The sequence below is a fragment of the Streptomyces sp. NPDC102514 genome (assembly GCF_055584525.1).
Genome location: NZ_JBVJLW010000006.1, coordinates 450,854 through 473,663, shown reverse-complemented (window position 1 = coordinate 473,663; position 22,810 = coordinate 450,854). Strand labels below are relative to the sequence as shown.

Annotated in this window: 21 protein-coding genes; 13 read left to right on the top strand and 8 right to left on the bottom strand. The window is 72.1% G+C overall.

The genetic code is table 11. The annotated features are described in order from the left end of the window. Positions 1-25: 25 nt before the first annotated feature. Genes ACZ60E_RS18870 through ACZ60E_RS18860 form a run of 3 tightly spaced genes read right to left on the bottom strand, consistent with a single transcriptional unit; the run spans position 26 to position 2,954 of the window. On the bottom strand, positions 26-1,291 hold the full coding sequence (locus ACZ60E_RS18870; RefSeq protein ID WP_469441767.1) for a ketosynthase chain-length factor: 1,266 nt from the start codon (positions 1,289-1,291) through the stop codon (positions 26-28). Further along, the gene (locus ACZ60E_RS18865) at positions 1,288-2,559 is read right to left on the bottom strand and encodes a beta-ketoacyl-[acyl-carrier-protein] synthase family protein (RefSeq protein WP_453792806.1); all 1,272 of its coding nucleotides are present in this window, start codon (positions 2,557-2,559) and stop codon (positions 1,288-1,290) included. The genes ACZ60E_RS18870 and ACZ60E_RS18865 overlap by 4 nt, the downstream gene beginning before the upstream one ends. Continuing rightward, positions 2,556-2,954, bottom strand: a complete 399-nt coding sequence (locus ACZ60E_RS18860; RefSeq protein WP_469441763.1) for an antibiotic biosynthesis monooxygenase family protein — start codon at positions 2,952-2,954, stop codon at positions 2,556-2,558. The genes ACZ60E_RS18865 and ACZ60E_RS18860 overlap by 4 nt, the downstream gene beginning before the upstream one ends. A 357-nt stretch (positions 2,955-3,311) precedes the next feature. Here ACZ60E_RS18860 and ACZ60E_RS18855 point away from each other — a divergent pair, with 357 nt between their 5' ends. The 6 genes from ACZ60E_RS18855 (at position 3,312) to ACZ60E_RS18830 (ending at position 9,915) form a co-directional block, all read left to right on the top strand. Next, positions 3,312-4,097, top strand: coding sequence for an SDR family NAD(P)-dependent oxidoreductase (locus ACZ60E_RS18855; RefSeq protein ID WP_469441761.1), 786 nt, complete (start codon positions 3,312-3,314; stop codon positions 4,095-4,097). Positions 4,098-4,177: 80 nt separating this feature from the next. Beyond that, positions 4,178-5,578, top strand: coding sequence for an SRPBCC family protein (locus ACZ60E_RS18850; protein ID WP_469441759.1), 1,401 nt, complete (start codon positions 4,178-4,180; stop codon positions 5,576-5,578). 43 nt (positions 5,579-5,621) lie between these two features. Continuing rightward, positions 5,622-6,950, top strand: coding sequence for an activator-dependent family glycosyltransferase (locus ACZ60E_RS18845; RefSeq protein WP_469441756.1), 1,329 nt, complete (start codon positions 5,622-5,624; stop codon positions 6,948-6,950). After that, complete coding sequence (locus tag ACZ60E_RS18840; protein ID WP_384802561.1) at positions 6,951-7,568, top strand: dTDP-4-dehydrorhamnose 3,5-epimerase family protein; 618 nt, start codon at positions 6,951-6,953, stop codon at positions 7,566-7,568. Next, positions 7,556-8,500 (top strand): NAD-dependent epimerase/dehydratase family protein, encoded by a 945-nt coding sequence (locus ACZ60E_RS18835; protein ID WP_469441754.1) that lies wholly within the window; start codon positions 7,556-7,558, stop codon positions 8,498-8,500. The genes ACZ60E_RS18840 and ACZ60E_RS18835 overlap by 13 nt, the downstream gene beginning before the upstream one ends. Positions 8,501-8,562: 62 nt before the next feature. Then, on the top strand, positions 8,563-9,915 hold the full coding sequence (locus ACZ60E_RS18830; protein ID WP_384802555.1) for an NDP-hexose 2,3-dehydratase family protein: 1,353 nt from the start codon (positions 8,563-8,565) through the stop codon (positions 9,913-9,915). 115 nt (positions 9,916-10,030) lie between these two features. On the opposite strand, the gene ACZ60E_RS18825 is transcribed toward ACZ60E_RS18830, so the two are convergent. Continuing rightward, positions 10,031-11,140, bottom strand: coding sequence for a DegT/DnrJ/EryC1/StrS family aminotransferase (locus tag ACZ60E_RS18825; RefSeq protein ID WP_469441751.1), 1,110 nt, complete (start codon positions 11,138-11,140; stop codon positions 10,031-10,033). A 208-nt stretch (positions 11,141-11,348) separates the two neighbouring features. On the opposite strand from ACZ60E_RS18825, the gene rfbA reads away from it, so the two are divergent. Then, positions 11,349-12,224 (top strand): glucose-1-phosphate thymidylyltransferase RfbA, encoded by an 876-nt coding sequence (gene rfbA / locus ACZ60E_RS18820; protein WP_384802549.1) that lies wholly within the window; start codon positions 11,349-11,351, stop codon positions 12,222-12,224. Between the two features lie 45 nt (positions 12,225-12,269). Here the strand turns inward: rfbA and ACZ60E_RS18815 are convergent, their stop codons facing one another. After that, on the bottom strand, positions 12,270-13,004 hold the full coding sequence (locus ACZ60E_RS18815; RefSeq protein WP_453792811.1) for a class I SAM-dependent methyltransferase: 735 nt from the start codon (positions 13,002-13,004) through the stop codon (positions 12,270-12,272). A gap of 76 nt (positions 13,005-13,080) precedes the next feature. Continuing rightward, positions 13,081-13,866, bottom strand: coding sequence for a cyclase family protein (locus ACZ60E_RS18810; RefSeq protein ID WP_469441748.1), 786 nt, complete (start codon positions 13,864-13,866; stop codon positions 13,081-13,083). Between the two features lie 191 nt (positions 13,867-14,057). On the opposite strand from ACZ60E_RS18810, the gene ACZ60E_RS18805 reads away from it, so the two are divergent. From ACZ60E_RS18805 to rfbB, 5 genes are all read left to right on the top strand, one after another. After that, positions 14,058-14,492: a nuclear transport factor 2 family protein gene (locus ACZ60E_RS18805; RefSeq protein WP_469441746.1), complete on the top strand. Its 435-nt coding sequence runs from the start codon at positions 14,058-14,060 to the stop codon at positions 14,490-14,492. 45 nt (positions 14,493-14,537) lie between these two features. Then, complete coding sequence (locus ACZ60E_RS18800) at positions 14,538-15,392, top strand: SDR family NAD(P)-dependent oxidoreductase (protein WP_469441744.1); 855 nt, start codon at positions 14,538-14,540, stop codon at positions 15,390-15,392. Between the two features lie 50 nt (positions 15,393-15,442). Continuing rightward, a complete protein-coding gene (locus ACZ60E_RS18795; protein WP_469441743.1) occupies positions 15,443-16,804 on the top strand; it encodes a cytochrome P450 family protein in 1,362 nt (453 codons plus the stop codon). Positions 16,805-16,892: 88 nt separating this feature from the next. Further along, a complete protein-coding gene (locus ACZ60E_RS18790) occupies positions 16,893-18,239 on the top strand; it encodes an activator-dependent family glycosyltransferase (RefSeq protein WP_469441740.1) in 1,347 nt (448 codons plus the stop codon). After that, positions 18,227-19,198: a dTDP-glucose 4,6-dehydratase gene (gene rfbB, locus ACZ60E_RS18785; RefSeq protein ID WP_469441739.1), complete on the top strand. Its 972-nt coding sequence runs from the start codon at positions 18,227-18,229 to the stop codon at positions 19,196-19,198. Before ACZ60E_RS18790 ends, rfbB begins: the two co-directional genes overlap by 13 nt. A gap of 77 nt (positions 19,199-19,275) precedes the next feature. Here rfbB and ACZ60E_RS18780 read toward each other — a convergent pair whose 3' ends face one another. Continuing rightward, positions 19,276-20,268, bottom strand: a complete 993-nt coding sequence (locus ACZ60E_RS18780; protein WP_469441738.1) for a Gfo/Idh/MocA family protein — start codon at positions 20,266-20,268, stop codon at positions 19,276-19,278. Between the two features lie 162 nt (positions 20,269-20,430). On the opposite strand from ACZ60E_RS18780, the gene rfbH reads away from it, so the two are divergent. Next, on the top strand, positions 20,431-21,735 hold the full coding sequence (gene rfbH, locus ACZ60E_RS18775; RefSeq protein WP_384802521.1) for a lipopolysaccharide biosynthesis protein RfbH: 1,305 nt from the start codon (positions 20,431-20,433) through the stop codon (positions 21,733-21,735). Between the two features lie 18 nt (positions 21,736-21,753). Here the strand turns inward: rfbH and ACZ60E_RS18770 are convergent, their stop codons facing one another. Then, on the bottom strand, positions 21,754-22,572 hold the full coding sequence (locus tag ACZ60E_RS18770) for an AfsR/SARP family transcriptional regulator (RefSeq protein ID WP_469441736.1): 819 nt from the start codon (positions 22,570-22,572) through the stop codon (positions 21,754-21,756). Positions 22,573-22,810 lie beyond the last annotated feature (238 nt).

Sequence of the window (22,810 nt, the reverse complement as noted above, 5' to 3'; positions counted from 1 at the left end):
CTCGGTGAGGGGTGGTGGATGGGTCTCAGGCCGCCGCGGGACCGCGTACGACCATGGCGCTGTTGAAGCCCCCGCGGCCCCGCGCCAGTACCAGCGCGGCGTCTCCCGTGACGGGCCGCGGGGCGCCGGTCACCAGGTCGATGTCGTGGCCCGTGGTCTCCTCGACGTGGACCGTCGGCGGGACGACGCCGTCCCGCAGGGCGAACAGGGCCGTGACGAGATCGAGCGGCGCGGCGCCCGAGTAGAGGCGTCCCGTCATGGTCTTGGGGACCGTGACCGGTACACCGCCGGGCCCGAAGACCGCGGTCAGGGCCTGGGCCTCGACGCGGTCGGGTTCCGGTTCACCGGCGCCGTCCGCGAGGACGAACGCGATGTCCCCGGGGCGCAGTCCGGCGTCGTCCAGCGCCCCGCGGACGGCCCGCTCCAGGTTGGCGGGCCGCCCCGAGCCCGGGCGGGGGTCGAAGGTGGCGGCGTACCCGACGATCTCCCCGTGGACCCGTGCCCCGCGCTCCCGGGCCCGGTCCGCGTCCTCCAGGGTGAGGATCGCTCCGCCCTCGCCGGGCACATGGCCGGCGGCGGCGGCGTCGAAGGGCAGATAGGCGCGGGTCGGGTCCTCGCTGTCGCTGAGGATGCCCGCGGAGATCTGCGCGGCGAGCCCGTACGGGCACAGCGAGGCGTCCATGCCGCCCGTCAGCATCAGCGGGGTGCCCCTGCGGATGCGGCGCCTGGCCTGGGCGACCGCGTCGAGGCCGCCCGCCTGGTCGGTGACGAGGACCCCGGTGGGCCCGCGCAGATCGTGCCGGATGGACACCTGGCCCGAGTTGACCGCGTAGAACCAGGCGAAGGACATGTACGCGCTGACGTGCTTGGGGTCCTTGCCCCACAGGTGGCCCAGTTCGCGCTGGCCGAACTCGAAGCCGCCGGAGGCGCTGGCGGTGACCACCCCGCGCTCGTCGGCGGGCAGGCTGTCGGCGTTCAGCCCGGCGTCGGCGAGCGCCCAGTCGGCGCCCGCGAGGGCGAACTGCGTGGTGCGGTCGGTCTGCGGCACGAGCCGGCTGGGGATGTGGTCGCGCACCGAGAACCCGGTGACCTCGCCGGCCAGCCGGGAGGGGTACGAGGAGGGGTCGAAGCGGGTGATGCGGGCGATGCCGCTCTCCCCGCGCAGGGTCGCCGCCCAGTACTCCTCGGCCCCGATCCCGTTGGGCGCGAGCACGCCGACCCCGGTGACCACGGCCCTGGCGGTCCCGGCCGCGGTGGTCGTCGGCCGGGCGGTCGTGGGCGCGGTGGTCATGGGCGCCTCCCTTCGGACGCGGTGAGCACCATCGCGCTCTGGAAGCCGCCGAAGCCGCTGCCCACCGTCAGCACGGTGTCGGTGGGCCGGTCGCGGGCGGTCAACGGCACGTAGTCGAGGTCGAGTTGGGGGTCCGGTTCGTGCAGTCCCGCCGTGGGGGGAATCACGCCGTGCCGGATCACCAGGGCGGAGGCGGCGGCCTCGATGGAGCCGACGGCGCCGAGCGAGTGGCCGATGACCGCCTTGATGGAGCTGACCGGGACGCGGTGGGCGTGCTCGCCCAGGCTGTGCTTGATGGCCGCCGTCTCGTGGATGTCGTTCTGCCGGGTGGCGGTGCCGTGCGCGTTGACGTAGCCGACGGCCTCGCGGTCGATGCGGGCGTCGTCGAGCGCGCCGGTGATCGCGGCGGCCATCTCCAGGCCGTCGGGGCGCAGTCCGGTCATGTGGTGGGCGTTGGCGCGGGCGGCGAAGCCGGCGATCTCGGCGTAGACCTGCGCCCCGCGCCGCAGGGCCGACTCCCTTTCCTCCAGTACGAGGACGGCGGCGCCCTCGCCCAGGACGAAGCCGCTGCGGGTCCGGTCGAAGGGCCGGGAGGCGTGGTCGGGGGTGTCGTTGCGCGGCGAGGTGGCCTTGATGGCGTCGAAGCAGGCCACGGTGATCGGCGCGATGGGGGCGTCGCTGCCCCCGGCGATCATGATGTCGGCGCTGCCCTCACGGATGAGTTCGACGGCGTGGCCCAGGGAGTCGAGGCCGGAGGTGCAGCCCGCCGAGACGAGCGCGGCCGGGCCCTCGGCGCCGGCCTCCCAGGCAACCTCCGCCGCCATCGAGCTGGGCACGAAGTAGTCGTAGAGGTACGGGGTGCCCGCCGCGTGGTCGACCAGCCACTGCTTGCCGCCGTCGCTGCGGGCGACGTACTCCTCCTCCAGTTTCAGCGTGCAGCCGACGGCGGAGCCGAGGCTGACGCCGGTCCGGTGCGCGTTGCTCCCGTCGATCTCGACGCCGCTGTCGGCCAGCGCCTCGCGGGCGGCGACCAGGGCGAACTGGGAGGCGCGGTCCAGCCGGGCGGTGTCCCGGGCCGACAGTCCGTGGCGGGCCCCGTCGAAGTCGCATTCGGCGGCCATCCGGGAGCGGAAAGGCGTCGCGTCGAAGGCCGTGATGGTCCTGGTCGCGGAGACTCCGGAGACGATGCGTTCCCAGAACGCCTTCGTGCCGATGCCGCCCGGGGCGATCACTCCGAGGCCGGTGATCACCACCCGCCGGGCGGTCATATCCCCTCCCCCGCGCCGGCCGCCCCGTCGAGCGCGGGGCCCTCGGACGCCGGCCCCCCGGACGCCGCTGTGCCGTCGCGGCGCAGCCGGGCCAGATACAGTTCCGGCCGGCTTTCGGCGAGGGCGCGCAGCGCGCCGGCGTGCGGCTGGAAGTCGGCGTGCGAGACGGCCGCGCGGAACGAGGCGACATCCCGCCACTCGGCGACGTTGACGTACTGGCCGGGCCGCTCCGCGTGCCGGGAGAGCGTGTGCCGGATCAGGCCCGGCTGCCGCGCCATGAACGCGGACGTCCGCGCGAACTCCTTCTCGAACACCTCGGGTTCGGCGTGCACGGTGAAGGTGTTCACGAAGGTCACGGCGCCGGCCTCCCTGGCGTCTGGCTCGTGATCCGTCATCAATGGCCTCCTCGTTCAACGGTGTTGCCCGGTATTGCCCGGTGTTGTCAGGTCTGTTTTTGACCCGTTCGTGTGACCTGGCATCGCTTGACATCGTGCGATCGTTCGTGTCGCTCCACGCTGCGTGCCTGGTCTCGCAGGCGGGTGGAAGGCCGCTGGAGCCCGGGCCGGGCCGTGGGTCGAGCGTGATTCGAGCGGCCGCTGAAACCCTCGCTGTTGTCCGGCATCCGGAGCGGACACCCATCACGGGCACCCACCACGGACCTCCTCCACGGACGTCCGTGGCAGACACCCGTCGCAGCCATCCGTCACAGACACCCGTCGCAGCCACCCCGCAGGGACCGCTGAGGAGCCGTCATGCCGCCAGCAGCAGAGAGCGTCGCCATCGTCACCGGTGCCACCAGCGGGATCGGTCTCGCCGTGGCCCGGAGCCTGGCCGAGGGCGGGGCGCGGGTCTTCATCTGCGCCCGCGACGGCGACCGGGTCGCCCACACCGTCAAGGAACTGCGCGAGGCCGGCCACGAGGTCGACGGCGCCTCCTGCGACGTACGGGACACCGCGCGGGTACGCGCCTTCGTCCAGGAGGCCAGGGACCGGTTCGGCCCCGTCGGCGTCCTGGTGAACAACGCCGGCCGCAGCGGTGGCGGCCACACCGCGCAGATACCCGACGAGCTGTGGCTCGACGTGATCGACACCAACCTGAACAGCGTCTTCCGGATGACCCGGGAGGTGCTGACGACCGGCGGAATGCTGGAACAGAGCACCGGACGGATCGTCAGCATCGCCTCGACGGGCGGCAAGCAGGGCGTGGCACTGGGAGCGCCCTACTCGGCTTCGAAGCACGGCGTGGTCGGCTTCACCAAGGCCCTCGGCCTGGAACTGGCGAAGACGGGCATCACCGTCAACGCCGTCTGCCCCGGCTATGTCGAGACGCCGATGGCCGAGCGGGTGCGCCAGGGCTACGCGGGCGCCTGGGACATCACCGAGGACGAGGTGCTGGAGAAGTTCGAGGCGAAGATCCCCCTCGGCCGCTACTCCACGCCGGACGAGGTCGCCGGGCTCGTCGGCTATCTGCTCTCCCCGACGGCCGCGTCGATCACCGCCCAGGCGATGAACGTCTGCGGCGGGCTCGGCAACTACTGACAGCGGGCCCGGCCGTGCGCGCCCGCGGGCGGACAGTCCGGGGCGGGCGGACCGGGCGGACAGAGGGGATCGGGATCAGCATGGCGCACAAGGCGCAGCACGAGGCGCAGCACGAGACGCACAGGACCGAGCACACGATCACGGTGGCCGCCGCCCCGGAGGCCGTCTTCGGCCTGGTGGAGCGGGCGCAGGACTGGCCGTTCGTCTTCCCGCCGAGCCTGCACGTGGAGTATCTGGAGCGCTCGGACGACGAGGAGCGGCTGCGGATCTGGGCCACCGCCAACGGCGAGGTCAAGTCCTGGACCTCGCGGCGGACCCTGGACCGCGACGGGCTGCGGATCCGCTTCCGCCAGGAGGTCTCCCAGGACCCCGTCGCCGCGATGGGCGGCGAGTGGATCGTCGAGGCGCTCCCCGGCGGCGGCAGCCGGGTGCGGCTGCTGCACGACTTCCGGGCGGTGGACGGCCTGGAGCGCAACGTCAGCTGGATCCTGGAGGCGATCGAGCGCAACAGCGGCGCCGAGCTGGCCGCGCTGGAGTCCGCCGCGCTGCGCACCGGCACCGACGAGGCCCCGTACACCTTCGAGGACTCGGTGCGGATCGACGCCCCGGCGCAGGAGGTCCGGGACTTCCTGCACGACGCGGGCGAGTGGCAGGAGCGGCTGCCGCACGTCGCCCGGGTGCTGCTGAAGGAGGACACGCCCGACGTCCAGCACCTGGAGATGGACACCCGTACGCCCGACGGGTCGACGCACACCACGGCCTCGGTGCGGATCTGCCTGCCCGACGGGCGGATCTCGTACAAGCAGCTGCAGACCCCGGCCCTGATGTCGGTGCACACCGGTGAGTGGACGGTGCGGGAGATCCCGTCCGGCTGCGTGGCCGTCTCCCGGCACACCGTGGTCGTCAACGCCGCGGCCGTCGGCAAGGTCCTCGGCGCCGGCGCCACCACCGCCGACGCCCGCACCTTCATCCGGGACGCGCTCGGCGGCAACAGCACGATCACCATGCGGCACGCCAAGGAGTACGCGGAGGGGCGGGCGAAGTCAGAGACGGTGCCGCCCGCCGAGTACGCCTCGATCCAGCGGTTCTACGCCCGGCAGATGCGGCTCCTCGACGAGGGCGAGGGGGACGCCTGGGCGGACACCTTCGCCGAGGACGGGGCCTTCGACCAGAGCTCGTTCGCCGAGCCGGTGCGCGGCCGGGCGGCGATCGCGGCGGCGGTGCGCGGCCGGCCCGCGGCGCCCGCCGGCACGGTCCGCCGGCACTGGCTGGGCCTGCCGGCCGCCTGGCGGTTCCCGGACGGTTCGGTGCGCACGGGCTACGACGCCCTGGTCGTGTCGACCGCGGCGGGCGCCGCTCCACAGATCCGGCTGAGCACGTCGTGCCAGGACGTCCTCGTCGCCGACGAGGGCGAGGACGGGGCCGGAGACGGGGCCGGCTGGCTGGTGAAGCACCGGTACGTCGGCCACGACGGGCAGTGAGAACCGCCGCACGCCACCATCTGCTCTGCGAAGAGGGAGATCGATGAAGGTCCTGTTCACCACGTTCGCCGCGAAGTCCCATATGCATGCCCAGGTCCCGCTGGCCTGGGCCCTCCAGACCGCCGGTCACGAGGTCCGTGTCGCCAGCCAGCCGGACCTGGCGGAGGACATCACCCGTACCGGGCTGACCGCCGTGTGCGTCGGTGAGCCGCTGCTCCTGGAGGAGCAGATGCAGCGGGTCAACGAGGGCCTGGGCGACGACGCCGAGATCATGGAGAGCCAGGCGGAAGCCGGGATGGACATGACGGAGACCCGTCCCGAGATGCTGACCTGGGACCACGTCCTCGGGGTGTTCACCTCGATGACGGCGATGGCCTTCCAGAACTCCTGCCCGGAACGCATGATCGACGACCTGGTCGCGTTCAGCCGCGAGTGGCAGCCCGACCTGGTCGTCTGGGACACGCTGTCCTTCGCCGGGCCGGTGGCCGCGCAGGTCACCGGCGCCGCCCACGCCCGGCTGCTGTTCGGGCTCGACCTGCTGGGCCGGATGCGCGAGACCTTCCTCGACCTCCAGGCGGAGCGGCTGCCCGAGCAGCGCGACGATCCGCTGCGCGAGTGGCTGACCTGGACGCTCGGCCGCTACGGCTCCGGGTTCGAGGAGGAGGTGGCGGTCGGCCGGTGGACGATCGACCCGGTGCCGCCGTCGATGCGGTTCCCGGTGAAGCAGCCGTTCGTCCCGCTGCGGTATATCCCCTACAACGGCCAGGCCGTCATCCCGGACTGGCTGCACGAGCCGCCGAAGAAGCGCCGGATCTGTCTGACGCTTGGCGTGGCCCACCGCGAGGTGCTGGACGGCGACCGTGCCTCCATCGGCGAACTCGTCTCGGCGCTGGCGGAGCTGGACGTCGAGGTGGTCGCGACCCTCAACGAGAAGCAGCTCGCCGGTCTCGAACTCCCCGACAACGTACGGGCCGTCGACTTCGTCCCGCTCAACGCGCTGCTGCCGACCTGCTCCGCGGTCATCCACCACGGCGGCAGCGGCACCTTCCAGACGGCGCTCGCGCACGGGGTCCCGCAGCTGATCGTGCCCGACATGGTCTGGGACACCATCCACAAGGCGAAGCAGCTGGAGAAGACCGGCGCGGGTCTCTATCTGCACGACGTCGACCACTACACCGCGCAGGACCTGCGCGACCACGTGCTGCGGCTGCTGGACGAGCCCTCGTTCGCACAGAACTGCGCGCGGATCCGCCGGGAGATGGTGGGCACGCCGAGCCCCAACGACATCGTCCCGGTGCTGGAGAAACTCGTGGCGGAACACCGCGCGAAGCCCGCCGCGACCACCGGCGACACCGTCCGGGGGGAGCTGTAGATGACCACCGCCGTGAGGTTCCGCGAACTCGCCGTGTCCGGTGCGTACGCCTTCAACCCGCCCGTCTTCGAGGACGACCGCGGCCTGTTCACCTCGCCGTACCAGGAACCGGCGTTCGTGGAGGCCCTCGGACATCCCCTCTTCCCCGTCGCGCAGTCCAACCACAGCAGGTCCAGGCGCGGCACCGTCCGGGGCATCCACTACACGGTCACCCCGCCGGGCGTCGCCAAGTACGTGTACTGCGCCCGGGGCCGGGCCATCGACATCGTGGTGGACATCCGCGTCGGCTCGCCCACCTTCGGCCGCTGGGACTCCTCCGTGCTCGACCAGGAGACCTTCGGCGCCATGTACTTCCCGGTCGGCGTCGGACACGCCTTCATCGCCCTGGAGGACGACACGGTGATGTCGTACATGCTCTCCGGGAGTTACGAGGCCCAGCACGAACTGTCCCTGTCCCCGCTGGACCCGGCGCTCGGCCTGCCCATCCCGACGGACGTGGCACCCCTGCTGTCCGCGCGGGACACGGCCGCGCCCCTGCTCGCCCAGGTGCGGGCGGAGGGCGGCCTGCCGGAGTACGACAAGTGCCGTCGGATCGAGGCCGCACTGTGGCGGCCCTGAGCGGTCGGCCGCCGGCCGAGGGGTCCCGGGTCGCGGTGCTCGGGGCCACCGGCTGCGTCGGCCGCTGTGTGAGCGCCGCGCTGGCCCGCGAGGGACACGAGGTGCTCGCCGTCGCCCGGCGCGGCGGGCCCGCGACGGCGGGGCACGTCTTCGCCGGCCTCGACGTGGCGGCGGTCCCGCCCGCCGAACTCGCGCGGCTGCTCACCCGGCACCGGGTGAGCACCGTGGTCAACGTGACGGGCGGCTGGGGCACGACCGAGGAGGAGATGCGGTACGCCCACATCACCCTGGTCGAGCGGCTGGTGAAGGCCGTGACGCTGATGGACGACCGCCCGCGGCTGATCCATGTCGGCTCCATCCACGAGTACGGTCCGGTGGCCGAGCCGCTCGCCATCGGCGAGGACCTGGAGCCCCGGCCGGCCACCATGTACGCGCGGACCAAGCTGGCCGGCTCCGAGCTGGTGCTCGACGCCACCAGGGCGGGCCGGGTGGCCGGGCTGGTGCTGCGCGCGGTGAACGTGTGCGGACCCCGCACCACCCGGGCCAGCTTCCTCGGGGCGGTCGTCGACCGGCTGCGGGCCGCGGACGCGAGCGACCCGGTGACACTGCGGGTCGCGGACGCGCGGCGGGACTTCATCGACGTGCGCGACCTGGCCGAGGCCGTGGTCCTCGGCGTGGCGTCACCGGCCACCGGACAGGTCGTCAACATCGGCCGCGGCGAGGCCACCGCCATGCGCGAGCTGGTGGACCTGCTGGTCGCCGCCTCGGGGCTGCCGCCGCAGGCGATCCGGGTCGAGGACGGGCCCATCGCCAGCAAGGGCGGCGGCTGGACCCTGGCCGACATCCGGCTGGCCGGCGAACTGCTCGGCTGGAAGCCCCGGATCCCGCTGGCCGAGGCGATGCGGGCGACCTGGGAGACCCCCGCCGACTGAACGGCCGCACTGGGCGAGCCGCGTACGCCCCTCCACGCTTCCATCCACGACGAGGAGTTCAGATGGCCGATGTGACGGCCCGTATCGCCAGGTCGGCCGCGGCGGTGGAGAGCCCGCGGACCGATCTCGCCGGATTCGACGACTGGTTCGCCGAGTACGGGGAGCAGATCTACACGACGGCCGAGCGGATACCGCTGGCGGCCCTCGACCAGTGGTACCAGACCCCGGTCACCGGTGATCTGCGGCACCGCAGCGGCAAGTTCTTCACGGTCCACGGTCTTCGGGTGCACGATCCCGGCAACGCGGTGCCCTGGTGGGACCAGCCCATCATCGACCAGCCCGAGGTGGGCATCCTCGGCATCCTGATCAAGGAGTTCGACGGGGTCCCGCACTTCCTGATGCAGGCCAAGGCCGAACCGGGCAACCCCGGCGGACTGCAACTGTCCCCCACCGTGCAGGCGACCCGCAGCAACTACACCGGCGTCCACAAGGGCAAGCCCGTGCCGTACGTGGACTACTTCCGGGACACCTCGCGGCACCGGGTGCTCGCGGACGTCCGGCAGTCGGAGCAGGGCGCCTGGTTCTACCGCAAGCGCAACCGCAACATGGTGGTGGAGACGACCACCGAGGTGGAGGTCCTGGAAGGCTTCCGCTGGTTCACGCTCGGGCAGCTGTACCGGCTGCTGTCGCGCGACGACATCATCAACATGGACGCGCGCACCGTACTGGCGTGTCTGCCGCACGCCGCGCGGCCGGACGGTGCCCTGCACGGGATGACCGACGTGCTGAGCTGGATCGCCGGCGCCCGCTCGCTGGCGTCGGTGCACACCGAGCGGATCGCCCTCAACGCGCTCGACGAGTGGCGGCACGGCGAGATGGGCTACGCGCACGAGAGCGGCGGCTTCTTCGACGTCATCGGGGTCTCCGTGACGGCCGCCGGGCGCGAGGTCGGCACCTGGCGCCAGCCGATGATCGAGCCGCGCGGCACGGGCGTCATCGCCTTCCTGACCCGGGAGATCGGCGGGGAGCCGCACGTCCTGCTGCACGCGCGCACCGAGCCGGGCTACGCGGACGTGGTGGAACTGGCGCCGACCGTGCAGTGCGTGCCGGACAGTTACGCCTGGCTGCCGCCCGCGGCCCGGCCCCGCCATCTCGACGAGGTACTGGCCGCCGGGCCCGGGCGCATCCGCTACGAGGCCGTGCTCTCCGAGGAGGGCGGCCGTTTCTTCCACGCCCGCAACCGCTATCTGATCGTGGACAGCGACGTCCCCGAGGATCCCGGCCACCCCGACTACCGCTGGCTGACCATGGACCAGCTGACGCAGCTGCTGCGGCACAGCCACTACCTCAACGTGCAGGCCCGGAGCCTGGTGGCGTGCTGGCGCGCCCTGCGGGCGGCCGACTCCACCGGGTGACCTCTTGAGAGCGCCCCCTTGAGAGCGCCCCTGCGCACACCGAAGGCCCGGCGGGATCCCTCCGCCGGGCCTTCGGTGTGCGCGGGGCGGGCCGGGGCGGGCCCGCCGCACGGGCTCAGAGGCTGTCCAGCACGTCACGCACCGCGCTGATCACCTTGTCCTGGATGTCCGGCGCGAGGGCCGGGTACATGGGCAGCGAGAAGATCTGGCCCGCCAGTTCCTCGGTGACGGGCAGCGAGCCCGCCGGGTAGCCGAGGTGGGCGAACCCGGACATCGTGTGCACCGGCCAGGGATAGCTGATGTTCAGTTCGATGTCGTACGTCCTCAGGGCCTTGATGATGTCGTCGCGCCGGGGGTGGCGCACCGTGTAGACGTAGTACACGTGCTCGTTGCCGGGGACGGTGTGCGGCAGCACCAGGTCGGTGTCGCCGAGCCCCTCCTCGTAGCGGCGGGCGACGGCCTGCCGCCCTTGTACGTAGGTGTCGAGGCGGCCCAGTTTGCGCCGCAGGATCTCGGCCTGCACCTCGTCGAGCCGGGAGTTGTGGCCCGGGGTGCCGACGACGTAGTACCGCTCCTCCATGCCGTAGTAGCGCAGCCGGCGCAGGGCACGGTGGGCGTCGTCCCGGGAGGTCACCACGGCCCCGCCGTCGCCGTAGGCGCCGAGCACCTTCGTCGGGTAGAAGGAGAAGGCGGCGGCGTCCCCGGTGGTGCCGGCCAGCCGTCCGTCGCGGCGGGCGCCGTGGGCCTGGGCGCAGTCCTCGACGAGGACCAGGCCGTGCTCGGCGGCGAGTGCCTCCAGGGGCGCCAGGTCGACGCACTGCCCGTAGAGGTGGACGGGGAGCAGGCACCGGGTCCGGGGGGTGAGGACGGCGGCCACCTGCTCGGTGTCCATGAGGTAGCTGTCCGGGTGGACGTCGACGAACACCGGGGTGGCGCCGACCGAGTCGATCGCGATCACGGTGGGGGCCGCGGTGTTGGACACCGTGACGACCTCGTCGCCGGGGCCGACGCCGAGCGACTGGAGCGCCAGCTTGATCGCGTTGGTGCCGTTGTCGACGCCGACGCAGTGGCTCGCGCCGTGGTAGCCGGCGAACTCCTGCTCGAAGCCGCGGACACTGTCACCGAGGACGAGCTGACCCGAGTTGAAGACCGTTTCCACGGCGTCCAGAATATCGGCGCGTTCGTTCTCGTATTCCTGCCGGTAGTCCCATACGAGAGTCGTCATCGAATTCGCTTCCCTCCCATTGCTGACATGATTTCCTTGCCGCAGGGCGTCACCATCCCCTCGCAGCACATCACAAGGCCGGGCCGGCCCACAACCCCGGTTTCCCCTCTATTACCGCTCGAATTTCCCTGGACCAGGGGATTTCCTGCTTGCTGCCGAACGAATTCGGTCGTTAGCATGGGCATAAATCGAGGACAGGGGCATACCCATGAAGGGGATTATTCTCGCCGGCGGTACGGGAACAAGGCTCCATCCGATAACCGTTTCCGTGTCGAAGCAGCTTCTCCCGGTCGGCGACAAACCGATGATCTACTATCCGCTCTCGGTGCTGATGCTCGCGGACATCAAGGAGATCCTGCTCATCTGCACCGAGCGCGATCTGGACCAGTTCCGCCGCCTCCTGGGCGACGGCTCGCAGCTCGGCGTCCGCATCGACTACGCCGTGCAGAACCGGCCGGCCGGGCTGGCCGAGGCCTTCGTCATCGGCGCCGACCATGTGGGCGACGACGACGTGGCGCTGGTCCTGGGCGACAACATCTTCCACGGCCACCACTTCTACGACCTGCTCCAGAGCAACGTCAGGGACGTACAGGGCTGTGTGCTGTTCGGTTATCCCGTGGAGGACCCGGAGCGCTACGGGGTGGGCGAGACCGACGCGTCGGGGCGCCTGGTCTCCCTGGAGGAGAAGCCGGCCCGGCCGCGTTCCGACCTCGCCATCACCGGGCTCTATCTCTACGACAACGAAGTGGTGGACATCGCCAAGAACCTCCGCCCCTCGGCGCGCGGAGAACTGGAGATCACCGACGTCAACCGGAATTACCTGGCCCGCGGCCGAGCCCGTCTGGTCGACCTCGGCCGCGGTTTCGCCTGGCTCGACGCCGGAACTCCGGAATCCCTGCTCCAGGCCGCTCAATATGTGCGGACCCTCGAAGAACGGCAGGGTGTGCGCATCGCCTGCGTCGAGGAGGTCGCGCTCCGGATGGGATTCATCGACGCGGAAGCCTGCCACCGGCTCGGCGAGAAGATGTCCCAGTCGGGATACGGCCAGTACGTGATGTCGGTGGCCCGCGAAATGGCGCCCTGAGCATCCCGGCCGCTTCCCGACCGGTCTCTTCCCGGCCGGCTCCTCTCAGTTCTTCTCGCGTACACCGATCTCCTCGCGTACACCGACGAAAAGGCCGCGGCCGGTGGGACCGTCCTCCAGGAATTCCACGGAGCAGCCCGCGTCGGTGAACGCGGAGACGTACTCCTCCTTGGTGAACAGGTGCAGTACGTCGATCTCGGTGAACTGCTGGATACCGGCGGCGTCCCCCACGGTGAAACGGACCTCCATGCGGGTGGCCCGGCCCTTGCGGGTGGTGTGCGAGATCCGCGCGATCGTGCGGTGCTCCTCACGGGCCAGGTCACCCGCGACATAGCCCTCGATGAAGTTCTCGGGGAACCACCAGGGTTCGACGACCAGGACGCCGCCGGGCTCCAGGTGCGCGGCCATCGACCGGACGGCGGACCGCATGTCGTCCAGCGTCTCCAGATAGCCGATGGCGCAGAACATGCAGCTCACCGCGGTGTAGGTGCGGCCCAGCGAGAAGTCGCGCATGTCGCCCGCGTGGACCGTGGTGCCGGGCAGCCGCTGTTCGGCGAGCCGGCGCATCGGCTCCGCTATCTCCAGCCCCTCGGCGACCTCGAACCGCTCGCCGAACACGCTGAGATGGGCGCCCGTGCCGCAGGCCACGTCGAGCAGCGAGTCGGCTCCCGGGCGGCGTTCGGCGATGAGCCGCGAGACGTCCGCGGCCTCCTCCCCCCAGTCCTTGCCGCGGCTGCGGTAGACGGCCTCGTACACGTCCGCGAGTTCCCGGCCGTACATGTGTGTCTCCTCCCGTTGTCGCCCTGGTGGGCGTGGAACGTGGTCCGCTCGGCCGCGGTGCTTCCCGGCCGCCCTGTCACTCGTCCTCGTCGAGCAGGGCCACCGCCCTCGCCCAGCCCGCGCCGGCACCGGCGATCCGTACGGGGAAGCACGCGAGACGGAAGCCGCGGGAGACGGGCAACTGCTCCAGCCCCGCGAGCCGTTCGATCTGGCAGTACTCCCGGTCGCGGCCGATCATGTGGGCGGGCCAGAGCACCGAGCGGTCCCCGGTCTCCCGGTAGCGGCCGATGATGTCGCCGAACGGCGCGTCCAGGCTGAAGGCGTCCGTGCCGATCACCCGTACGCCCCGGTCGAGCAGCAGGTGCACGGCCGAGCCGTCGAGCCCGGTGAAGTCCGTGAAGTACTTCTGCGTCCCCGACCACGCGTCGGCGCCGGTGCGCAGCAGCACGATGTCCATGGGCGACAGGGTGTGGCCGATCCGGTCCAGCTCCCGCTGGAGCACGTCGGCGCCGACCGCGCCGGTGCCCTGGTCGCTCAGGTCGAGGACGACCGCGGGCCGGAAGAACCAGTCGAGCGGCATCTCGTCGATGTGCCGGGGCGGGCCGTCCCGGTAGGAGGCGCGCGTCCCGTAGTGCGAGGGCGCGTCGATGTGCGTCCCGGTGTGGGTCGTCAGCTGGAGCCGGTCGAGCGAGAGGAACTCGCCCTCCGGCAGGACGGCCGGATCGAAGTCGATCCCGAAGTGGTCGCGCATCTCCTCGCTCATGTGCGTGGCGGCCTCCTTCGGGCCGAGCACGTCGTGCACCACGGGATCGGGTTCAAAACCCGCCGCGTCCACGGGCGAGGACAGGTCGATGATGCGCACACGAGCCTCCCGGCGATGGGTTCCTGCAAGCCAGCCCATGCTCACCAGCGCGGCTAGAGAAGCGTTGGAGCCCGGCTGTACGGCCGCCAGCGCCAGGACCTGTCCGGCGCTCGACCGATCCTGGAGGGCTCACTGCCACCGTCGTGACCCCACCCGGAACCCGGGAACGGGAGCGGCGGAAGGAACACGGCATGGCGGTACAGGCCCCGACGGCCCCGGCGGACGTCTACGCCGAGGTACAGCACTTCTACGCACGGCAGATGCGGGACCTGGACTCGGGCGAGGCCGAGACCTGGGCCGGCACCTTCACCGAGGACGGCGCGTTCAAGCCGCCCTCGCTCCCGGAGCCGGTGCGCGGTCGCCCGGCCCTGACCGAGGGCGCCCGGCAGGCCGCGGCGGGCCTCGCCGCCGCAGGCGAGATCCACCGCCACTACGTCGGCATGCTCACCGTCACCCCGGCCGACGACGGCTCGCTGACCGCCGAGAGCCTGGTCTCGGTCGTCGCCGTCCCGCGCGGCGGCCCCGCGCGGCTGCACCTGATGTGCGTCTGCCGGGACGTCCTCGTGCGCGAGGCGGGCGAACTGCTGGTCAGGGACAGGGTGGTGACCCGTGACGACCGGCCGTAGCGGGAGTCGACCGCGAATCGAGCGCCCCGGCCTACGGTCCCGGACATGAGCGCGACACCCGACACGAACGCGGCACAGAGCACGAACGCGGCACGGGCCACCGGAGCGAGCCCGGCCCCGATCCCGGCCCCGGGCGCGGCACAGGACCCCGCCGCGCCCCGGGGCGTGATCGTCACCGGCGGCGGGACCGGGATCGGCCGGGCCGTGGCCCGTGCCTTCGCCGACCGCGGCGACCGTGTGCTCGTCGTGGGCCGCACGCCCGCGACCCTCGCCCGGACCGCCGAGGGCCGTCCCGGCATCGACGTCCTCACCGCCGACCTCACCGACCCGGACACCCCGCGGGCCGTCACCGACGCGGCACTGGACGCGTTCGGCCGTATCGACGTACTGGTCAACAACGCGGCCTCCGGCGGTTTCGCCGCCCTCGCGGAGACCAAGCGGGAGGCGGCCCGCGACCAGCTCGACACCAACCTCCTGGCCCCGCTGCTGCTCACCCGGCAGACCCTGGACGCCCTCGCGGCGGGCGGCGGCGGAACCGTGCTGAACATCGGCTCGGCCGGCGCGCTGTACCGCCGCGCCTGGCCGGAGAACGGGATCTACGGTGCCGCCAAGGCCGGGCTCGACTTCCTCACCCGGACCTGGGCCGTGGAACTCGCGCCCCGCGGCATCCGGGTCCTGGGCCTCGCCCCGGGCGTGATCGACACCGGTATCGGTGAACGGTCCGGCATGACACCGGAGGCCTACGCGGGCTTCCTCCAGCACATCGCCGGCGTCGTCCCGGCCGGACGGGTCGGCCGCCCCGAGGACATCGCCTGGTGGGCGGTCCAGCTCACCGACCCGCGTGCCGCCTACGCGACCGGCGCGGTGCTCGCGGTCGACGGCGGCCTGTCCCTCACCTGAAACCCGCACCACGCCCCGCTGTGCCACACCCCGCCCCGAAGGAGACTGCCGTGACCGACACGGAAACCGACGAGACGACCCCCGCCGCACCCGGGCAGGCCCGGCAGACCCAGCAGGTCCGGCAGACCGACAGCGAACTCGGCCGCCATCTGCTGACCGCCCGCGGCTTCCACTGGATCTACGGGACCAGCGGCGACCCGTACGCCCTGACGCTGCGCGCGGAGAGCGACGACCCGGTGCTGCTGGCCCGCGGCATACGGGAGGCGGAGACCCCGCTGTGGCAGAGCGCGGCCGGGGCCTGGGTCACCGGCCGGCACGCCGTGGCCGCCGAGGTGCTGGCCGACCCGCGGCTGAGCCTGCGGCACGCCGATCTGCCCGGCCTCCAGCGGCACGTCTTCTCGGACGCGTGGAGCAATCCGCTGCTCTGCCACATCATTCCGCTGGACCGTGCCTTCCTGCACGCCTCGGGCGCCGACCACGCGCGCTGGGAGCGGTCGGCGGCCCCGGTGCTCGGCGGGGCCGCGGCGGACGGCCACCGCAAGCACGCCGAACGCGTCCACCAGGAGACCGCCGACGGGCTCGGCGCCTCCTTCGACCTCATGGCGGACTACTCCCGCCCGGTGGCGACCGAGGCCGCCGCCGCGCTGCTCGGCGTCCCGGACGCGCAGCGCGAGCGGTTCGCCGACGCCTGTCTCGCCCTGGGCGTCGCGCTCGACGCGGCGCTCTGCCCGCAGCCGCTCGTGGTCACCCGCCGGCTCACCGAGGCGGTCGAGGACGTACGCGCCCTCGTCGCCGACCTCGTCGCGGCGCGGCGGACCGAGCCGGGCGACGACCTGCTCAGCACGGTGCTGCGGGCGAGCTCCGACGGTTCCACGGCCTCCGCCGCCGAGGACGCGCTCGCCGTCGGGGTGCTGACCGCCGCGGTGGGCGTCGAGTTCGCCGCCGGGCTGGTCAACAACGCCGTGGAGGCGCTGCTCGCGCACCCCAGGCAGTGGGCGCTGCTCGGCGAGAACCCGGAACTCGCGGCCGGGGCTGTGGAGGAGACGCTGCGTCACGCGCCGCCGGTGCGGCTGGAGAGCCGGATCGCCGCCGGGGACCTCACGCTGGCCGGCCAGGACATCCCCGCCGGCGCCCAGGTCGTCGTCCATGTCGGTGCGGCCAACCGGGACCCCGAGGTGTTCCTGGCGCCGGACCACTTCGACCTCACCCGGCCCGTGGGACAGGGGCAGTTGTCGCTGTCCGGCCCGCACACCTCTCTGTTCGGGGCGTTCGCCCGGCTCCAGGCGGAGACCGCGGTACGCACCCTGCGCGAGCGCCACCCGCAGCTGGCCCCGGCCGACGGTGTGCAGCGCCGGATGCGCTCCCCCGTGCTCGGCGGAGTGCTCCGGTACACCCTGACCACCTCCACGTGACGGCAGCCGCCGTGACCGGAGCAGCCGTGACAGTGCTCGCGGAGAACGCAGTGACGGCAGAGAAGGCAGAGAACAGAGAGGACCGACCATGCGGGTTCTGCTGACGTCCTTCGCGCTGGACGCGCACTTCAACGGGTCCGTGCCGCTCGCCTGGGCGCTGCGGGCCGCCGGGCACGAGGTCCGGGTGGCGAGCCAGCCCGCGCTGACGGGGAGCATCACGGCGGCCGGACTGACCGCCGTCCCGGTGGGGGCCGACCCCGGTCTCGACGCGATGGTGAAGGGGGTGGGCGACTCCGTGCTGTCCCACCACGCCGACCAGTCGCTGGACCCCGACGCCCCCGGTCAGCTCACCCCCGCCTTCCTCAAGGGCTGGGACACGATGATGACCGCCACCTTCTTCGCCCTGGTCAACGACGATCCGATGGTCGACGAGCTCGTCGCGTTCGCCCGCGACTGGCGGCCCGACCTCGTCCTGTGGGAGCCGTTCACGTTCGCGGGGGCGGTGGCCGCGAAGGTGACCGGCGCGGCCCACGCGCGCGTCCTCTCGTTCCCGGACATGTTCCTGCCCATGCGGCAGGCGTTCCTCGCCCAGCTCGGCCCCGCTGCGACGGCCGGCCCCCCGGGCCCGGACGGCGCACCGGGGTCGGCGCACCCCGAGGACTCCCTCGGCCAGTGGCTCCAGTGGACGCTCGGCCGCCACGGCCTGCCCTTCGACGAGGAGGCGGTGACGGGGCAGTGGTCGGTGGACCAGGTGCCCCGCAGCTTCCGCCCGCCGTCGGACGTCCCGGCCGTCCCGATGCGCTACATCCCCTACAACGGCCCGGTGCCCGCGGTCGTACCCGACTGGCTCCGCGTCCCGCCGGCCCGCCCCCGGGTCTGCGTCACCCTGGGCCTGACGGCCCGGACCTCCGAGTTCCCGAACGCGGTCCCCGTCGACCTGGTCCTCAAGGCGATCGAGGGGCTCGACATCGAGGTGGTGGCCACGCTCGGCGCCGAGGAGCGGGCGCTGCTCACCCATGTCCCGGACAATGTGCGCCTGGTGGACCACGTACCGCTGCACGCGCTGCTGCCGACCTGCGCGGCCGTCGTGCACCACGGCGGTGCCGGGACCTGGTCGACCGCGCTCGTCGAAGGGGTCCCGCAGATAGCCATGGGCTGGATCTGGGACGCGATCGAGCGGGCCCGCCGCCAGCAGGAACTGGGCGCGGGTCTCCATCTCCCCTCCCACGAGGTGACGGTGGAAGGGCTGCGCAACAGGCTCGTACGGCTCCTGGAGGAGCCCTCGTTCAAGGAGGCCGCCGCCCGGCTGCGCACCGAGGCGGAGTCCGACCCGACCCCGGCGGAGGTCGTGCCCGTACTGGAGCGGCTGACCGCCCAGCACCGCGCCCACGGGCGTCGACGTCTCGGAGGTACGTCCGCATCATGCGTGTCCTGATCACCGGCGGCGCCGGTTTCATCGGATCCCACTATGTGCGCTCCCTGCTGGCCGGCGGTCTGCCCGGACCCCGGCCGAGCCGGGTGACCGTCGTCGACCTGCTCACGTACGCCGGGAGCACGGACAACCTGCCGCTCACGGACCCGCGCCTGGACTTCCACCGGGTGGACATCCGGGACCTCGACGCGGTCCTGAAGGTGTTCCCGGGGCACGACGCGGTGGTGCACTTCGCGGCCGAGACCCATGTCGACCGTTCCCTGACCGGGCCCGCGGAGTTCGTGACCACCAATGTGCTGGGCACGCAGACGCTGCTGGAGGCGAGCCTGCGCTGCGGGGTGGGCACCTTCGTGCACGTCTCGACGGACGAGGTCTACGGGTCCATCGCCGAGGGCACCTGGACGGAGGAGGAGCCGCTGCTGCCCAACTCGCCCTACGCGGCGTCGAAGGCGGGCAGCGACCTCGTCGCCCGCTCCTACTGGCGCACCCACGGGCTCGACGTGCGCACCACCCGGTGCGCCAACAACTACGGTCCGCGCCAGCATCCGGAGAAGCTCATCCCGCTGTTCGTCACCGAACTGCTGGCCGGCCGGACCGTGCCGCTGTACGGGGACGGCGGCAACGTCCGCGAGTGGCTGCACGTCGACGACCACTGCCGGGCCGTCCACGCGGTGCTGACCGGCGGCCGGGCGGGCGAGATCTACAACATCGGCGGCGGTACGCATCTGACGAACCGTGAGATGACGGCCAGGCTGCTGGAGTTGTGCGGCGCGGACTGGTCCCGGGTCCGGCGGGTGCCCGACCGCAAGGGCCACGACCTGCGGTACGCGGTGGACGACTCGAAGATCCGCGACGAGCTCGGCTACCGGCCGCTGCGGTCGCTCGACGACGGTCTGCGCGAGGTCGTCGACTGGTACCGCGACCGGCTGACGCGGATGCCCGCGACGGCCGAGCGGGTCTGACCCGCCCCGGCCACGACACGCGACGGGAAGGGCCGGCCCGCTGGGGCCGGCCCTTCCCGTCGCGCATCACGCGCACCTCAGAGGCTGACGATCCGCGCCGCCTTGCGCACCTGCTCGACCAGCAGCGCCTGCCGCAGCAGCGCCTCTCCCAGTGCCGCCCGCCCGGTGCCCGACAGGGCAGCCGCCGCGAACGCGTCGAGCGCGTTGCCCACCTGGTGATCGGCCGCGAGCGTCAACTCGGTGGTCCTGTCCTGCTGTTCGAGGCGGACCACCGGGCGGTGCTCCCGGGGCGGGGTGAAGGCCCGCGGCACGCTGATCCGGCCCCGGCTGCCCCACAGGGCGTACGCGGAGCGGTAGGAGTGCTGGAAGCCGAAGTCGAGCTGGGCGGTCACCCCGGTCGCCGTGGAGAGCAGCGCGCTGCCGGCGACGTCGACCCCGGTGGCCTCGTCGACGCGCAGACAGGCGCCGAGGACGTCGAGTTCCCCGTCGAGCTGCAGCTGGGCGGCGCGCAGCGGATAGACACCGACGTCCAGCAGGGCGCCGCCGCCGAGCCGCGCGTCGTGCCGGAAGGACGACGGGTGGGGCGGCGGTACGCCGAAGGAGCTGGAGAAGACCCGCAGTTCGCCGATCTCGTCGCGGGCCAGGTCCCGTACCGCCGCGTGCTGCGAGTGGTGCAGGAACATGAAGTTCTCGGTGAGCGCGAGACCGAGCCGGGCGGCCGTCGCGACCAGTTCGGCGCTCTGCTCGTACGTGGTGCTGAGCGGCTTCTCCACCAGGACGTGCTTGCCCGCGGTGAGCGCCTCGGCGACCCATTCGTGGTGCATGCCCGGGGGCAGCGGCACATAGACGGCGTCGATGTCGTCCCGGTCGAGGAGCGCCCGGTAGCCGGTCACCGCCGCGCAGCCGAACCGGGCCGCGAGCCGTGCGCTCCTGGCCCCGTCCCGGCTCGCCACGGCCACCAGCCGCACCGACGGGTGCTCCACGATCGCAGGCAGGATCCGGCGCACCGCGATGTCGGCACAGCCCAGCACCCCCATGCGGAGTCCGGGCCGTGGAGTGTCCTCGGGCATCTGCCACCTCACCTGTCGGATACGTCGCCGAACACGCTAGCGGGAGCGGGTCGAAAGCCCCTGGAAGCCCGCTGGAGCAGGCCCTTTCCGCGGGGACTCCATGGCTCCTCTACCGAGCGGCGCGAGCATGGCCCCGAGGCAATCCTTACAGGAGGGACGGCTATGACGTCGGACACCAAGGCCCTGGTCCTGGAGCAGGTTCGCGAGTACCACCGGCAGCAGGAGCCCGGGAACTTCGTACCGGGAGTGACACCGATCCTCTCCTCGGGGGCGGTCCTGGACGAGGAGGACCGGGTCTCCCTGGTGGAGGCGGCCCTGGATCTGCGGATCGCGGCCGGGGCGCACTCCCGGCGTTTCGAGAGCAAATTCGCCCGTCACATCGGCGTACGCAAAGCGCATCTGGTGAACTCGGGTTCCTCGGCGAACCTGCTGGCCCTGTCGGCGCTGACGTCCCCGCGGCTCGGTGAGAAGCGGCTGCTGCCGGGCGACGAGGTGATCACGGTGGCCGGCGGCTTCCCCACGACGGTGAACCCGATCTTCCAGAACGGCCTCACGCCCGTGTTCGTGGACCTCGAACTCGGCACGTACAACACGACGGCGGAGCGCGTCCGGGCCGCGATCTCGGACCGGACCCGGGCCATCATGATCGCGCACACCCTGGGCAACCCCTACGAGGTCGCGGAGATCCAGCAACTGGCCACCGACCACGAGCTGTTCCTGATCGAGGACAACTGCGACGCCGTGGGCTCGACCTACCAGGGGCGGATGACGGGCACCTTCGGGGATCTGGCCACCGTCAGCTTCTACCCCGCCCACCACATCACGACGGGCGAGGGCGGCTGCGTCCTGACCCGCAACCTCGAACTGGCGCGGATCGTCGAGTCGTTCCGCGACTGGGGCCGGGACTGCTGGTGCGAGCCGGGCGAGGACAACACCTGCCTCAAGCGGTTCGACTACCAGCTGGGCGACCTCCCCAAGGGGTACGACCACAAGTACATCTTCTCGCACATCGGCTACAACCTGAAGGCCACCGACCTCCAGGGAGCCCTGGCGCTCAGCCAGTTGAAGAAGCTCCCGGAGTTCGGCGCGGCGCGGCGGCGCAACTGGCAGCGGCTGCGCGACGGTCTCGCGGACGTCCCCGGTCTGCTGCTGCCCACCGCGACCCCCGGCAGCGACCCGAGTTGGTTCGGCTTCGTCCTCACCGTGCTGCCCGACGCCACCTACACCCGCCGCGACCTGATCGCCTTCCTGGAGGAGCGGCGCATCGGCACGCGACGGCTGTTCGGCGGCAACCTGACCCGGCACCCGGCGTATCTCGGCACCCCGCACCGGGTGTCGGGGGACCTGCGCAACTCCGACATCATCACCGAGCAGAGCTTCTGGATCGGGGTGTACCCGGGCATCACCGAGGAGATGACCGACTACATGCTGGAGTCGATCGTCGAGTTCGTCACCAAGAACGGCTGAGCGGCCCGGGGGCGGTGGTCAGCCGATCATGCGGTCGAGCAGCGCGTCCTCCCCGCACCCGGGCACGTCCAGCCACGGCTCCGCGGAGAGCACCGCCTGCTGCAGCCGCTGCAGGCGCGGGGAGGGCGAGAGCCCCAGTTCCTCCGCCAGCCGGCGGCGCAGCCTCTGGTAGACGTCGAGTGCCTGCCAGGAGCGGCCCGCCCGGTACAGCGCCGTCATGCACTGGGCGTGCAGCCCCTCGTGCAGCGGATGGCGTCCGGTCAGCTCGATCAGCTCGGTCAGCAGCTCCGCGTGGCGGCCCAGCCTCAGGTCCGCCTCCAGACAGCGCTCCAGCACCCCGAGCCTGCTCTCCTCCAGCCGGGCCACCTCGATGCTCAGCACGGGCCCGATGCGTACGTCGACGAGCGCGGATCCGCGCCACAGGGCGAGCGCCTCACGGAAGTACGCCGACGCCCTCTCCTGCCGGTCCTCGCCCGTGGCGACCCGGCCCGCGGCGACCAGCCGCTCGTAGCGCGGTACGTCGACGGCGTCCGTGGGCGCCTGCCAGCAGTAGCCGGCGTACTGGGTGACGAGGACGTCCTTGGCGGACACCCCCGCGTCGGCGCCGTAGGCCGCGGTGAGCTGCCGGCGCAGCTGGAGGATGTACGTGTGCAGGGTCGCCAGCGCGCTCTGCGGCGGCTCGCTGCCCCAGATCTCCTCCATGAGCGTCCCGACGGGCAGGACGCGGTTGGCGTGAATGGCCAGCAGGGCCAGAATCTGGCGTGGTTTCGCCGCTGTCGGCACGATCGACCGGCCCCGAACCTCGGCCGTCAGCGGTCCGAGCAACCATATGTCCATCTTTTTCTCCCCCATGTGGTCCACGGAGCACCGCGAAGAGCTCCTCGCTCAGGGAGTCTCGCTGGCTGCTTCCGGTATCAACCAGTGCCAGGGGCCCGGCCAGGCATATGAGGAACCTATGCGCAAGATGTGTATTTCTCATATGGGCCCTGTGCGTGACGCACTGGTATCGGCCAGTGACGAACGTAAGGATGGCGGCAACGCGCAGGGCCCCGGCCGGGGTCGGGCGCGCCGACCG

What these genes read in the sequence shown, in the direction of transcription:
- ACZ60E_RS18850 (WP_469441759.1), top strand. Translation starts at nt 4,178, where the DNA reads ATGGCGCACAAGGCGCAGCACGAGGCGCAGCACGAGACGCACAGGACC.
- ACZ60E_RS18865 (WP_453792806.1), bottom strand. Translation starts at nt 2,559, where the DNA reads ATGACCGCCCGGCGGGTGGTGATCACCGGCCTCGGAGTGATCGCCCCG.
- ACZ60E_RS18825 (WP_469441751.1), bottom strand. Translation starts at nt 11,140, where the DNA reads ATGACGACTCTCGTATGGGACTACCGGCAGGAATACGAGAACGAACGC.
- ACZ60E_RS18860 (WP_469441763.1), bottom strand. Translation starts at nt 2,954, where the DNA reads ATGACGGATCACGAGCCAGACGCCAGGGAGGCCGGCGCCGTGACCTTC.
- rfbA (WP_384802549.1), top strand. Translation starts at nt 11,349, where the DNA reads ATGAAGGGGATTATTCTCGCCGGCGGTACGGGAACAAGGCTCCATCCG.
- ACZ60E_RS18805 (WP_469441746.1), top strand. Translation starts at nt 14,058, where the DNA reads ATGGCGGTACAGGCCCCGACGGCCCCGGCGGACGTCTACGCCGAGGTA.
- rfbH (WP_384802521.1), top strand. Translation starts at nt 20,431, where the DNA reads ATGACGTCGGACACCAAGGCCCTGGTCCTGGAGCAGGTTCGCGAGTAC.
- ACZ60E_RS18840 (WP_384802561.1), top strand. Translation starts at nt 6,951, where the DNA reads ATGACCACCGCCGTGAGGTTCCGCGAACTCGCCGTGTCCGGTGCGTAC.
- ACZ60E_RS18800 (WP_469441744.1), top strand. Translation starts at nt 14,538, where the DNA reads ATGAGCGCGACACCCGACACGAACGCGGCACAGAGCACGAACGCGGCA.
- ACZ60E_RS18870 (WP_469441767.1), bottom strand. Translation starts at nt 1,291, where the DNA reads ATGACCACCGCGCCCACGACCGCCCGGCCGACGACCACCGCGGCCGGG.
- ACZ60E_RS18845 (WP_469441756.1), top strand. Translation starts at nt 5,622, where the DNA reads ATGAAGGTCCTGTTCACCACGTTCGCCGCGAAGTCCCATATGCATGCC.
- rfbB (WP_469441739.1), top strand. Translation starts at nt 18,227, where the DNA reads ATGCGTGTCCTGATCACCGGCGGCGCCGGTTTCATCGGATCCCACTAT.
- ACZ60E_RS18815 (WP_453792811.1), bottom strand. Translation starts at nt 13,004, where the DNA reads ATGTACGGCCGGGAACTCGCGGACGTGTACGAGGCCGTCTACCGCAGC.
- ACZ60E_RS18830 (WP_384802555.1), top strand. Translation starts at nt 8,563, where the DNA reads ATGGCCGATGTGACGGCCCGTATCGCCAGGTCGGCCGCGGCGGTGGAG.
- ACZ60E_RS18790 (WP_469441740.1), top strand. Translation starts at nt 16,893, where the DNA reads ATGCGGGTTCTGCTGACGTCCTTCGCGCTGGACGCGCACTTCAACGGG.
- ACZ60E_RS18770 (WP_469441736.1), bottom strand. Translation starts at nt 22,572, where the DNA reads ATGGACATATGGTTGCTCGGACCGCTGACGGCCGAGGTTCGGGGCCGG.
- ACZ60E_RS18855 (WP_469441761.1), top strand. Translation starts at nt 3,312, where the DNA reads ATGCCGCCAGCAGCAGAGAGCGTCGCCATCGTCACCGGTGCCACCAGC.
- ACZ60E_RS18780 (WP_469441738.1), bottom strand. Translation starts at nt 20,268, where the DNA reads ATGCCCGAGGACACTCCACGGCCCGGACTCCGCATGGGGGTGCTGGGC.